We start from the raw sequence: 12,771 nt of genomic DNA on the forward strand, positions 1-12,771 counted from the left end.
GGCTTTCGTGATGCCACGTCGCGCGTACCGCGGCATGAGGGAGGAAAGCGTGAACGACATCCTGCACGAGCTCGAGGCCCGGCGGCAGGCCGCCCGGCTGGGCGGGGGCGAGGCGCGCATCCAGGCGCAGCACGCGCGGGGCAAGCTCACCGCCCGCGAGCGGATCGAGCTTCTGCTCGACGAGGGCTCCTTCGAGGAGTTCGACATGTTCGTCACCCACCGCGCCACCGAGTTCGGGATGGAGCGGGACCGCCCTGCCGGCGACGGCGTGGTGACGGGCTGGGGCACGGTCAACGGTCGCCTGGTCTATGTCTTCTCCCAGGACTTCACCGTCTTTGGGGGCTCCCTGTCGGAAACGCATGCCCAGAAGATCTGCAAGATCATGGACATGGCATTGCGCAACGGCGCTCCGGTGGTGGGCATCAACGACTCGGGCGGGGCGCGCATCCAGGAAGGCGTGTCTTCCCTGGCTGGCTACGCCGAGGTGTTCCAGCGCAATGTCCTGGCCTCGGGCGTCATTCCGCAGATCAGCCTGATCATGGGACCCTGCGCCGGCGGGGCAGTCTATTCCCCCGCGATGACGGACTTCATCCTCATGGTGAAGGACACGTCCTACATGTTCGTCACCGGACCCGAGGTGGTCAGGACCGTCACCAACGAGGTCGTCACCGCCGAGGAGTTGGGGGGCGCGGTCACGCACACCCGCCGGTCCTCTGTCGCCGATGCCGCCTTCGAGAACGACGTCGAGACCATCATCGAGGCGCGGCGGCTGATCGACTTCCTGCCGCTGTCGAACCGCTCGGGCGTCCCCACGCGCCCCTTCTTCGACGATCCTGCGCGGGTGGAGCCCAGCCTCGACACGCTCATCCCCGACAACGCAAACACCCCCTACGATATGAGGGAACTGATCCAGAAGGTCGCGGACGAGGGCGATCTTTATGAGATCCAGGCCGACTTCGCCAAGAACATCCTGACGGGTTTCATCCGGTTGGAAGGCTCGACCGTAGGTGTCGTGGCCAACCAGCCCCTGCATCTCGCGGGTTGCCTCGACATCGATGCCTCGCGGAAGGCCGCGCGCTTCGTGCGCTTCTGCGACGCCTTCGAGATCCCGATTCTGACGCTGGTGGACGTCCCCGGATTCCTTCCGGGCACGGCTCAGGAATACAACGGCATCATCAAGCACGGGGCCAAGCTGCTGTTCGCCTATGCCGAGGCGACGGTTCCCAAGGTCACCGTCATTACACGCAAAGCCTATGGCGGCGCCTATGACGTGATGGCGTCCAAGCACCTTCGCGGCGACGTCAACTACGCCTGGCCCACCGCCGAGATCGCGGTAATGGGCGCGAAAGGCGCCGTCGAGATCCTTTATCGGGCCGAGCGGGGTGACCCCGAGGCCCTGGCCCAGCGCACCCGCGACTACGAGGACCGTTTCGCCAATCCCTTCGTCGCCGCCGAGCGCGGCTTCATCGACGAGGTGATCCAGCCCCGCTCCACCCGCCGCCGCGTGGCACGTGCCTTTGCCATGCTGAGGAACAAGAAGCTCGAGAACCCCTGGAAGAAACATGACAACATCCCGCTCTGACTGGCCTGCCCGCGCCGGATGGCTCGCCATGGCCCTGGGGATCGGCGGGCCCCTTGCTGCGCAGGAGGTGCAACTCCCATCGGGTCACTCGGCCATGCTGTACGACGTGGTGCTGGAGGCGGCCGAGGGCGCGATGGCGCCTGACGCCTTTACCGACCCCGAGGCGCTGCCCGAGGAAGAACCGACAGACGATGGCGCTCTCGACCGGGCGCCGGACCGGAAGACCGAAGTCTCAGCCGCCGGTGCGTCCAGCGGAGGGCTGGCGCGATTCCGGCTCGTCGTGCCTGGCCTTGGGGAAGGCGGCGCGGATTACGAGGCCGTCGCGCAGGACTTTGCCTGGCTTTGCGAGTCGCTGGCCCTTCCAGCCTTGGCGGCGAATGGCTGGACTGCGAGCGAGGTGGTCATTGCCTTGTCGGACCGACAGGTGGAGTTCGGTGCCCCCGCCCCCGAGGCGGTCCAGTTCTTCGAGGGCTTCCGGATCGAGGGCGGGACCTGCGTCCCGCAAGCCTTCTGATGGAAAAGCACCGGGGTTTCCCGAGCCGCCTGTCAGGCACCGACCTCCAGTTCACCATCCGCCGCGCCGCCAAGGAGGGTGCGACCAAGCTCGTCTCCCGCGAGCGCTACCGCGATCGCAGGGCTCTTGATCGCGCGGCCGACGAGGCCTTCATGGCGGCCTTATGGCAGCAGTTCGGGGAAGAGCCCTTCGTGCGCGGGAACCTCGACGCCGGCCGGCTGTCCTGGTTCTTCGGCCGCGAGGTCGTGCCGGCCGAAGAACCCTTCGACCCTGAAAGCTATGAGGCGCTGCTGCGCATCGACGTAAATCGCGCGCGCGCGTCGTTCCCCGAGGTGTTCGAGGAATGACCGAGGGGCCCCGGAGGCGACGGACGGGCGAAAGGGCAGGGCTGCCTGCCCGTGCCTCCGGGCCTCACTTCCGGGCACAACGGGATCGAGGGCCGGCCGGCTGTCCGGACGGGCTGCGGTCCAGGACTGCCGGGAACCTGGGATCAACTGCCACGGCTCCGGCGGGATTTCCCGCAGGGCGGGAAACCCTGCCTTGCACCCCCTCGTTGAGAATGGCATCCCTGCCCGTATCTGGGGCCACACCATCTGGAGAACTTTCATGGCAATCACCCTCCGCCTGTTCGGCGTCTTGGCCGTCGCCGCGACCCTCGCCGCCTGCGGCGAGACGGACGTGGAGCGCGCGGCTACCGGTGCCGCGATCGGCGGCGCCGTTGCGGCGGCGACCGATGGCAGTCTCGCCGAAGGCGCGCTCTACGGCGCGGCTGCTGGCGCGGTCGTCTGCAACGTCACGCCCGGCGCTCCGAACTGCTACTGATTCCAGGGGCGACTGGCCCCTGATCGTCGTCAAGGCCGCCGGGGTTCGCGCCCCGGCGGCCTTTTTCATGTCAACCCCGCCCGGAAGATGGCCCGAATGTTCCAGAAGATCCTGATCGCCAACCGTGGCGAGATCGCTTGCCGCGTCATCAAGACCGCCCGCCGACTCGGGATCCGGACCGTGGCCATCTACAGCGAGGCCGACGCCCGCGCCCTGCATGTGCAGATGGCGGACGAGGCCTACCTGATCGGCCCCGCGCCCGCAGCGCAAAGCTACATCAACATCGACCGCGTGATGGAAGCCGTCCGCGCTAGCGGGGCGCAGGCCGTCCACCCCGGCTATGGCTTCCTGTCCGAGAATCCGCGCTTTGCCGCCGCGCTGGCCGAGGCGGGCGTGGCCTTCATCGGCCCCCCGGCCTCGGCGGTCGAAGCGATGGGCGACAAGATCACCTCCAAGAAGATCGCGGCCGAGGCGGGCGTGAGCACCGTTCCCGGCCATATGGGCCTGATCGCCGACGCCGAGGAGGCCGTGCAGATCGCCGGGGGGATTGGCTACCCCGTGATGATCAAGGCGAGCGCCGGAGGCGGCGGCAAGGGCATGCGCATCGCCTGGTCCGACACCGAGGCGCGCGAGGGCTTCCAGGCCTCGAAGAACGAGGCGGCCGCCAGCTTCGGCGACGACCGTATCTTCATCGAGAAGTTCGTGGACCAGCCCCGTCACATCGAAATCCAGGTCCTTGCCGACAAGCACGGCAACACGGTCTACCTGCACGAGCGCGAATGCTCCATCCAGCGGCGGAACCAGAAGGTCGTGGAGGAGGCGCCGAGCCCCTTCCTCGACGAGGCCACCCGCAAGGCCATGGGCGAGCAGGCCTGCGCGCTCGCCCGCGCCGTGGGCTATGAGTCGGCCGGCACCGTCGAATTCATCGTGGACGGCGACCGCAACTTCTACTTCCTGGAGATGAACACCCGCCTGCAGGTGGAGCATCCGGTCACCGAGCTCATCACCGGTATCGACCTCGTGGAGCAGATGATCCGCGTCGCCGCCGGAGAGCCCTTGCCGTTCGCGCAAGAGGAGATCCCGCTCAACGGCTGGGCCGTCGAAAGCCGTCTCTACGCCGAGGACCCATTCCGAAAGTTCCTGCCCTCCACCGGACGCCTGACCCGCTACCGCCCGCCGGCCGAGGGCACCCGGGGCGATGCTGTGATCCGCAACGACACCGGGGTCTATGAAGGTGGGGAGATCAGCCGCTTCTACGATCCGATGATCGCCAAGCTCTGCGCCTGGGCGGCGACGCGCGAACAGGCCATCGACGCGATGGGCGAGGCGCTCGACGCCTTTGAGGTGGAGGGGATCGGACACAACCTGCCCTTCCTGGCGGCCGTCATGGAGCATCCGCGCTTTCGCGAGGGGCGCCTCACCACGGCCTTCATCGCCGAGGAATGGCCCGACGGCTTCAAGGGGGTCACTCTTCCCGACGCAGAGATGCGCCGCATTGCCGCTGCAGCCGTCGCCATGCATCGCGTGGCCGAGATCCGGCGCGCGCGCATCTCGGGCCGTCTCGACAATCACGAGCGCAAGGTCGGCTCGGACTGGGTGGTCCAGATCGGGGACGAGCCGCATCGCGTCGCCATCCTGGCCGAGCCCGGCGGATCGGACGTGACTTTCGAGGATGGGCCGACCCTGCGGGTCGAGGGCGGATGGACACCTGGGCAGGGCTTGGCCCGTCTAACGGTGGACGGCCGACCTCTGGTGCTCAAGGTCCAGAAAGCGACGGGCGGCTTCCGCCTGCGGACGCATGGCGCGGACCTTCGCGTGCATGTCCGCACCCCACACGAGGCACAACTGGCGGCGCTGATGCCCGTCAAGCTGCCGCCCGACACCTCCAAGTCGCTCCTCTGCCCGATGCCGGGGCTGCTCACGCGGCTGCTGGTCAGCGAGGGCGAGGAGGTGGAGGAGGGTCAGGCCCTCGCCACGGTCGAAGCCATGAAGATGGAGAACACGCTCAAGGCCGAACGACGCGGCACGGTCCGCGCCGTCAAGGCCCGCGAGGGCGAGACGCTGGCGGTCGATCAGGTGATCTTGGAATTCGCCTGAACCCCTACTCGGCTTTAGTCGAACTGCGCCCGTTCCGCAGTTCCTCCTGCCGGATCGGTGTGCGATCGATGGCGCGGGCGATCTCGCGCACCGACAGCGGGGCGGGGCGGCGGAGGGTGACCCGCCCGTCCTTGTCCACGAGAACGAGGCCGAACCCACGCGGCCGCAACGTCTGTCGGACGGCGCTGCGGGCATCGGGATCGGTGTCGACGATCACCACCACGTCGCGAAGTGCCAACGTATTCAGGTCGGCCTCGATCAGGCGCAACTGCTCGGCCACCTGCGGCTGGCGCGGGTTGTCGGCAAACACCACCAGTGGCCGGGCCAGGTATTCGAAGGCCTCGAGGTCCACCTCGGCCGCATCGAGGATCGTCGTCCGGTCGGCCTCCCAGGCCGCCACGGGATCGGCAGGAACCTCCGGAACGGCGGGAGAGTCCGCTGCTATCGGATCGGGATCAGGCAAGACATCCTGGGACCAGGCGGGACTTGCGGCGAAAAGCAGGAGGGCGGCCATACGGAGCATGATCCCCATATAGGCCTCCGGCCGCCTCTTGCTAAGATGCGCGGTATTCAAGGCCGCAACACCCCGCGGCTTGGCGCAGCGCGCCGCACATGCAAAACAGGGATCACAAACCAAGGGAGGCACGCGATGGGTGACTTGTCGTCTTGGGAGGAGCGGGCGAGGGCAGAGCTCAGGGGCCGCTCGCCGGACGCGCTGACATGGCGCACGCTGGAGGGACTGGCGGTCAAGCCGCTCTACACCCCCGAGGACACGGCCGGCCTTCCGGACACCGGCCTGCCCGGCGAGGGGCCCTTCGTGCGCGGAGTGCGCGCCACGATGTATGCAGGCCGCCCCTGGACGATCCGCCAGTACGCGGGCTTTTCCACCGCCGAGGAGTCGAACGCCTTTTACCGCAAGGCGCTGGCCGCCGGGCAGCAGGGCGTCTCGGTGGCTTTCGACCTCGCCACCCATCGGGGTTATGACAGCGACCATCCACGCGTCGAAGGGGACGTCGGCAAGGCGGGCGTGGCTATCGACTCGGTCGAGGATATGCGGATCCTGTTCGACGGCATCCCGCTCGACCGCGTGTCGGTGTCGATGACCATGAACGGCGCGATCATTCCGATCCTTGCCAGCTTCATCGTCGCGGGAGAGGAGCAGGGCGTCCCCCGCGCGGTCCTGTCGGGCACCGTGCAAAACGACATCCTCAAGGAGTTCATGGTGCGGAACACCTATGTGTATCCGCCCGAGCCCTCCATGCGGATCGTGGCCGACATCATCGATTACACCGCCCGCGAGATGCCCCGGTTCAACAGCATTTCCATCTCGGGCTACCATATGCAGGAGGCCGGGGCGAACCTCGTGCAGGAGCTGGCCTTCACGCTGGCGGATGGGCGTGAATACGTGCGCGCCGCCCTGGCGCGGGGGCTCGACGTGGACAGCTTCGCGCCGCGCCTGTCGTTCTTCTTCGCCATCGGCATGAACTTCTTTGCCGAAGCGGCCAAGCTGCGGGCGGCACGCCTCCTCTGGCATCGGATCATGTCCGGCTTCGGCGCCAGTAAACCCGAAAGCCTCATGCTTCGGACCCATTGCCAGACCTCGGGGGTATCGCTGCAGGAGCAGGACCCGATGAACAACGTGGTCCGCACCGCCTACGAGGCCATGGCGGCCGTGCTGGGCGGCACCCAGTCGCTGCACACCAACTCCTTCGACGAGGCGATGGCGCTGCCCTCGGACTTTGCCGCCCGGATCGCGCGGAACACGCAATTGATCCTGCAGGAGGAGACCGGCGTGACCAAGGTCGTCGATCCCCTCGGCGGCTCCTACTACGTCGAGGCCCTGACCCACGAGATGGCCGAGGCCGCGTGGGCGCTCATGGAGGAGGTCGAGGCGATGGGCGGCATGACCAAGGCGGTCGCGTCGGGGATGCCCAAGCTGCGGATCGAGGAAACCGCCGCGAGACGGCAGGCCAGGATCGACCGGGGCGAGGAGGTCATCGTCGGCGTCAACAAGTACCGCGCCGACGGCGAGGAGCCCATCGACATCCGGGCCATCGACAACCACGCCGTCCGCGCCAATCAGATCGAGCGGCTCCGCCAGGTCCGCGCGTCCCGAGACGAGGCAGCTTGTCAGGCCGCTCTCGACGCATTGCGCGAAGGGGCCCGCGCCAACGGCAACCTTCTGGAGCTTGCCATCCCCGCCGCCCGGGCGCGCGCCACCGTCGGAGAGATCAGCCAGGCGCTGGAGGACGTCTTCGGCCGCCACCGCGCCGAAGTCCGGACCCTGAACGGTGTCTATGGCCAGGCCTGGGACGGGGACGAAGGCTTCGACGCCATCCGCGCCGAGATCGACCGCTTCGCCGAGGAGGAGGGCCGTCGGCCCCGAATGCTGGTGGTCAAGATGGGCCAGGACGGCCACGACCGAGGCGCCAAGGTCATCGCCACCGCCTTTGCCGACCTCGGCTTCGACGTAGATGTAGGTCCGCTATTCCAGACCCCCGAGGAAGCGGCACAGGACGCGCTGGACAACGACGTGCATGTGGTCGGGATTTCCAGCCAGGCGGCGGGGCACCTCACCCTTGCGCCGCGCCTCGTGGAGGCCCTGCGCAAAGCGGGCGCAGAGGAGATCCTGGTCGTCTGCGGCGGAGTCATCCCGGCGCAGGATCATGCGGCGCTCAGGGCGGCGGGGGTCAAGGCGATCTTCGGGCCCGGCACCTCCATCCCCAAGGCCGCCAAGGAGGTCCTTGACCTTATCCGCCAAGGACGGCTTCAACCGGCGCAGTGACTGACCAAGGATCCGCGCCCATGGAAATCGACCACCTCGCCGTGACCTGCGCCTCTCTGGAGGAGGGCGCGGCTTGGGTGGAGGAGCGCCTGGGCGTGCCTCTCGACCCCGGCGGGCGGCATGAGCGATTTGGGACGTGGAACCGTCTCCTGTCCCTCGGCCCCGGTCTCTACCTGGAGGTGATCGCGCCCGAGCCGGGGACCGCCCCCGCCGTGACGCGGTGGTTCGACCTCGACCATGCTGGTGACCCCCGGCTGGGCAACTGGATCGTGCGCGTGCCGGACCTCGATGCCGCGCTCGCCGATGCGCCGCCCGAGGTGGGCGAGGCGCTACCCCTGTCGCGGGGCGACCTGTCCTGGACCGTGACGGTCCCGCCGGACGGCAGCCTTCCCTGGGGCGGAGCCCATCCGACGCTGATCCGATGGAGTCCCGGCCTGCATCCCGCCGACCGGCTTCCGGACAAGGGCGTCAGGCTGATCGGGCTGGAGGTGGGCCACCCCCGCGCGCCGCGTCTGAAGCAACTTCTGGCCGGCCTTACGGACCCGCGCCTATCCATCATCACAACCGACGAGCCATCCTTGCGCGCCCGCTTCCTGACCCCCAGGGGCGAGGTCACGCTGTGATCCGTCCCGCCTTGCCCACCGACGCGGGCGACCTTCATGCCATCTGGACCCCCGTCATCCGGGAAACGACCCACATCTTCCACACCACCGAACGCTCCGAGGAGGAGATCGCCGCGCTGACCCAGGGTGAAGACCCGTTCCTTGTCTGGGCGGACGATGGGCGCGTGCTGGGCTTTGCCCGCTGCTTTCCCTTTCGCGCCGGGAACGGTTATACCCGCACCGTGGAGCACACGATCCTTCTTGCGCCGAATGCACGAAGTCGGGGCATCGGCCGCAGCCTGATGGACGCCCTCGCGCAGGCTGCCGCCGCGCAGGGCAAACATGCCATGATCGGCGCGATCAGCGCCGAGAACGAGGCGGCCATCGCCTTCCATGCCGCCTGCGGGTTCCAGGCATATGGACGCCTGCCCGAGGTGGGCTACAAGTTCGGACGCTGGCTGGACCTCGTGCTGATGGGGCGTCGGCTGTGACCTCGGAACCGCGGAGATTTCGCCTGATGTCCATCTGGACGCGCGTCATGGACCTCCTTGCGAGCCTCGGAGGCGGCGATGGCCTGTCCACGCTGTTCGAACGGCTGCACACCCCGCCCGAGAAGACGGTGGGCTTTGCCATAGCCATGGTCGCGCTGGGGGCCAAGATCGCCAAGGCCGACGGCCTTGTCACGAAAAACGAGGTTGCCGCGTTCCGCGAGGTCTTCATCATCCCGGAAGGGGAGGAAGCGAACGTCGCCCGCGTGTATGATCTGGCTCGCCGGGACATCGCCGGGTTCGAGGATTACGCCAGCCGGATCCGGCGGATGTTCGGGGAAGGGGCCGTGCAACTGGCCGACCTGCTGGAGGGGCTGTTCCACATCGCCGTGGCCGACGGCGACTACCACCCCGAGGAGAACCAGTTCCTCCTCCGCGTCGCGCAGATCTTCGACCTCCCCGACCACGAGTTCATGCGCATCCGCGCCGAGTTCGTCCCCGACGCCGAGCGCGACCCGTATGACGTGCTGGGTGTCCCCCATGGCGCGCCGATGGATCAGGTCCGCGCCGCATGGCGGTCACTGGTCCGCGAGACGCATCCCGACCGCCTCATCGCCCACGGCCTCCCCGAAGAGGCGATCCGCATGGCCGAGAAGCGGCTCATCTGCATTAACCGCGCTTGGGAGCAGATCTCGGCCAAGGCGGCTTGATGCGGCTGGCGACCTACAACGTCCAGTGGTTCGACACGCTGTTCGACAACAAGGGACGCTTGTGGGACGACGGCGCCGTTAGCGGCCGCGAAGGTGTCACGCGGCATGAGCAGACCGTTGCGTTGGGCCGGGTCTTCCGGGCGCTGGACGCCGACGCGGTGATGATCATCGAGGCTCCGGACGCCCGGCATCGCAAACGTGACGGTGCAGAGGCCTTGGCCGGCTTCGCGCGCCGCTTCGACCTCAGGGCGCGCAAGGTGCTGATGGGCTTCCCCAGCGGCTCCCAGCAGGAGATCGCGCTGATCTTCGACCCGGACAGGATCGACGCCGTCCACGATCCGCAGGATGGCGATCCGCCGCCATTCGACAGCGCCTTCCGCGTCGATCTCGACGGTGACGGTCAGCCCGAGCCTGTTACCTGGTCCAAGCCCCCGCTGGAGGTGGCCCTTCGCACCAGCGAGGGGCGGGATCTGCGCCTGATCGGGGTCCACGCCAAGTCCAAGGCTCCCCACGGCGCGGGGAACGAGGCGCAGGCTCGCCGCATTGCCATCGAGAACCGCCGCAAGCAACTGGCTCAATGCCTCTGGCTTCGGGCGCGGGTGGACCGGCACCTTGCGGCGAACGAATCGCTGGTGGTCCTGGGGAACTTCAACGACGGTCCGGGTCTGGACGAGTTCGAGACGCTCTTTGGCCGTTCGGGCGTGGAGATCGTGCTGGGAGAGAACGGCGGCACCCGCCTGTTCGACCCACACGCTGCCCAGGCGCTCAGCGGCCCGACCGCGGCCGCGCCGGCCACCGCGCGTTTCCGCATGCCGCCGGACGGACGCTGGCTGTCGGCGCTGCTCGATTACATCATGGTCTCGCCCGATATCAGGGCCCAGCGGCCCCGCTGGCGGATCTGGCACCCTTTCGACGATCCGGCCTGCTGGAAGAACGAGGATCTGCGAAGCGCCCTGCTGCACGCCTCGGATCATTTCCCGGTCACGCTCGACCTTTGAGCCTTAAACGCAGCGTAGCGCGCCCTATATCCGGGGCATGACACGCCTTTTGCCATTCGCCTTCGCCGCCACGCTCTTGGCCCTCCCCGTCGTAGCCCAGGACTCGGAGGATGGGGGGAGCCTGCTTGACCAGGGGGCCGACATGATCCTGCGGGGGCTGCTCGAAGAGGTCGCACCGCCGCTTCAGGAACTCGCTGGCATCAGCGCCGAGGTCCTGCCGACCTTCCAGATCCTAGCGCAGGAGATGGGGCCGGCTTTCGTCGATGTCCTTGGCCGGGTCGACTCCATCACCAACTACGAGTCGCCCGAGATCCTGCCCAATGGCGACATCGTCCTGCGCCGCAGTCCCGATGCCCCGGCATGGACACCTTCGGAGACCGATGCCGAACCGGACAGCGCGCCAGAGCCGGAGCTTTCCCCTGAGCCCCCAGTCGAACCAAGCGAACCGGAGAGGCCACAGTCGGAACGGCCTGAACGGGAACCCGAATTCGATCTGACGCCGCCTCCCGAAGCGGACCCCGCCCCGAACCTTGATCTGGACGGGCAGTCCATCGGGCCCGAGGTCGAGCTCTGACCGGTTCGGTGCGGTCGCCGGACAGGCGGCTCAGTCGTCAGTAAAGGCGACCTTGGCCTCCGCGCCCATGGCTTGAGCCAGGGCGTCGAGGCGTGATTTGGCGACCTCTCCGAACAGGGGCCGTGCCCGAGCCTCGACCGTAAGGGTGAGGGTCTTCTTCTCGGGCCGCCAGCGGAACACGCCGGGTGCGTCATGCGCCCCGAGCCAGAGCATCGCGCCCAGCCGCATGGCGCGGCCCAGAACCTCGGCCTCGCGCGCGTCGGCGTCCGACAGCAGCTTGAACAGGGCGTCGAACCGCGTCCCCTCGCGCCGGGAGGAATAGCGGTACATGAGCGCGAGGCCCATGTAGACCCGTTCCTCGTGCTTGATGCCGCCCAGGTTGGCGCGGGTGGCCGCGTCCACGCAGGTTTCGGCGCGGTAGTCGGGGTGCGCGCGCCAGTTCACGTCATGCAGCAGGCAGGCCGCCTCGATAATGCGACGGCGCTGCCAATCGGCGTCGGGAAAGAGCGGCAGGACAAAGTTGAAGAGCACCCGCCCGAAGCCGGGCAGCCGGGCGTCCCGCCGCTCCTGGAATCGGCAGGCCTCGAGCAGGGGGTCGCGCTCGCGCAGGGCGGGGGGCATCCGTTCGTAGAGCATCCCCTCGCGGATGCCATAGGAGGACACGGCGATGTCCTTGGGCTTGAAGACGCGGACCAATTCGTCCAGCACCTGAACCGCCACCGGCACCAGGGCCATGCGGTCGCCCGAGATGCCGAGCTTCCGCTGGAGCGCGCCCAAGTCCGCCTTCTCGATATAGGCCTTGGTGGCCGCGACGGCGGCGGGGGTCATGCGGTATTCGTGCTGCACCGTCAGCGGCCAGTTCCGCCGGTCCATGTCCACGCGGGCGATGGCCCGCCATGACCCCCCGACGAGGAACAGGCGCATCCCCGTCTCATGGTCCATGTCGGCGTGAAGCCGCGCCATGACCTTGGCGATGTGGGCGGACAGCACCTTGGGGCCGCCCTTGACCTCCTGCAGCTTGAGCCCGCCCAGGGGCGAGGTCACCCGCCGCCCGACGCGCCCCTGCGCGAGGTCGGCCAACTCCATGGACGCGCCGCCAATATCGCAGACGAGGCCATAGCTGCCCGGCCAGCCCAGCAGCACCCCCTGGGCCGAAAGTCGCGCCTCCTCGTCCCCGGGGATGACCTGCAGCTGCAGGCCGGTGCGCCGCTCCACCTCGGCCACGAAGGCGGGACCGTCCTCGGCTTCGCGCACCGCTGCGGTCGCCACGGCCATCATCGTCTCAAGCCCCATGCCCCGTGCCAGCGCCGCGAAGCGGCACAGCGCGTCCAGCGCCCGCACGCGGCCCTTGGGATTGAGCCGGCCCGACTCGCTCAGGCCCGAGCCCAGGGCGCACATGATCTTTTCGTTGTAGAAGTATGCCGGAGAGCGCGCGGCCCCGTCGAAGACCACGAAGCGGACCGAGTTCGAGCCCACATCGATCACGCCCACATGCAGGGTCTCGCCAGCGCTTCCGTCGAACAGGGATCGGGCCTCTCCCCAAGCGGAAGGTGGCGGGGCGCCGTACTCGAGGGCGGCGTCGGGAGCCATGGTCATGGT

Annotated in this window: 13 protein-coding genes; 11 read left to right on the top strand and 2 right to left on the bottom strand. The window is 68.2% G+C overall.

Annotated features, from left to right (window positions below; all coding sequences use genetic code 11):
• Nucleotides 1–49 precede the first annotated feature (49 nt).
• From FHG66_RS17225 to FHG66_RS17245, 5 genes are all read left to right on the top strand, one after another.
• A complete protein-coding gene (locus tag FHG66_RS17225) occupies nucleotides 50–1,582 on the top strand; it encodes an acyl-CoA carboxylase subunit beta (protein ID WP_139078286.1) in 1,533 nt (510 codons plus the stop codon).
• The gene (locus FHG66_RS17230) at nucleotides 1,563–2,096 is read left to right on the top strand and encodes a DUF6497 family protein (protein ID WP_139078287.1); all 534 of its coding nucleotides are present in this window, start codon (nucleotides 1,563–1,565) and stop codon (nucleotides 2,094–2,096) included. The genes FHG66_RS17225 and FHG66_RS17230 overlap by 20 nt, the downstream gene beginning before the upstream one ends.
• Complete coding sequence (locus FHG66_RS17235; RefSeq protein ID WP_139078288.1) at nucleotides 2,096–2,443, top strand: hypothetical protein; 348 nt, start codon at nucleotides 2,096–2,098, stop codon at nucleotides 2,441–2,443. The genes FHG66_RS17230 and FHG66_RS17235 overlap by 1 nt, the downstream gene beginning before the upstream one ends.
• Nucleotides 2,444–2,702: 259 nt before the next feature.
• The gene (locus tag FHG66_RS17240) at nucleotides 2,703–2,918 is read left to right on the top strand and encodes a hypothetical protein (protein ID WP_139078289.1); all 216 of its coding nucleotides are present in this window, start codon (nucleotides 2,703–2,705) and stop codon (nucleotides 2,916–2,918) included.
• Between the two features lie 96 nt (nucleotides 2,919–3,014).
• The gene (locus FHG66_RS17245) at nucleotides 3,015–5,015 is read left to right on the top strand and encodes an acetyl-CoA carboxylase biotin carboxylase subunit (RefSeq protein WP_139078290.1); all 2,001 of its coding nucleotides are present in this window, start codon (nucleotides 3,015–3,017) and stop codon (nucleotides 5,013–5,015) included.
• 4 nt (nucleotides 5,016–5,019) lie between these two features.
• Here FHG66_RS17245 and FHG66_RS17250 read toward each other — a convergent pair whose 3' ends face one another.
• Nucleotides 5,020–5,547, bottom strand: coding sequence for a DUF4174 domain-containing protein (locus tag FHG66_RS17250; protein ID WP_246082664.1), 528 nt, complete (start codon nucleotides 5,545–5,547; stop codon nucleotides 5,020–5,022).
• A 117-nt stretch (nucleotides 5,548–5,664) separates the two neighbouring features.
• Between FHG66_RS17250 and scpA the strand changes: the two genes are divergently transcribed.
• From scpA to FHG66_RS21710, 6 genes are read left to right on the top strand one after another with little or no spacing between them, the layout of a single operon-like run.
• The gene (gene scpA / locus FHG66_RS17255) at nucleotides 5,665–7,800 is read left to right on the top strand and encodes a methylmalonyl-CoA mutase (RefSeq protein ID WP_139078291.1); all 2,136 of its coding nucleotides are present in this window, start codon (nucleotides 5,665–5,667) and stop codon (nucleotides 7,798–7,800) included.
• Nucleotides 7,801–7,820: 20 nt separating this feature from the next.
• A complete protein-coding gene (locus FHG66_RS17260) occupies nucleotides 7,821–8,423 on the top strand; it encodes a VOC family protein (protein ID WP_139078292.1) in 603 nt (200 codons plus the stop codon).
• A complete protein-coding gene (locus tag FHG66_RS17265) occupies nucleotides 8,420–8,893 on the top strand; it encodes a GNAT family N-acetyltransferase (protein ID WP_139078293.1) in 474 nt (157 codons plus the stop codon). Before FHG66_RS17260 ends, FHG66_RS17265 begins: the two co-directional genes overlap by 4 nt.
• Before the next feature lie 26 nt (nucleotides 8,894–8,919).
• A complete protein-coding gene (locus tag FHG66_RS17270) occupies nucleotides 8,920–9,600 on the top strand; it encodes a molecular chaperone DjiA (RefSeq protein ID WP_139078294.1) in 681 nt (226 codons plus the stop codon).
• Nucleotides 9,600–10,598, top strand: coding sequence for an endonuclease/exonuclease/phosphatase family protein (locus FHG66_RS17275; protein ID WP_139078295.1), 999 nt, complete (start codon nucleotides 9,600–9,602; stop codon nucleotides 10,596–10,598). The genes FHG66_RS17270 and FHG66_RS17275 overlap by 1 nt, the downstream gene beginning before the upstream one ends.
• Nucleotides 10,599–10,635: 37 nt before the next feature.
• Nucleotides 10,636–11,172, top strand: coding sequence for a hypothetical protein (locus FHG66_RS21710; protein ID WP_176556318.1), 537 nt, complete (start codon nucleotides 10,636–10,638; stop codon nucleotides 11,170–11,172).
• A gap of 30 nt (nucleotides 11,173–11,202) precedes the next feature.
• Here the strand turns inward: FHG66_RS21710 and FHG66_RS17285 are convergent, their stop codons facing one another.
• A complete protein-coding gene (locus tag FHG66_RS17285) occupies nucleotides 11,203–12,762 on the bottom strand; it encodes a Ppx/GppA family phosphatase (RefSeq protein WP_139078322.1) in 1,560 nt (519 codons plus the stop codon).
• Between the last annotated feature and the right edge of the window lie 9 nt (nucleotides 12,763–12,771).

The organism is Rubellimicrobium rubrum (assembly GCF_006152115.1).
In the GTDB taxonomy this organism is placed as follows: Bacteria; Pseudomonadota; Alphaproteobacteria; order Rhodobacterales; family Rhodobacteraceae; genus Rubellimicrobium; species Rubellimicrobium rubrum.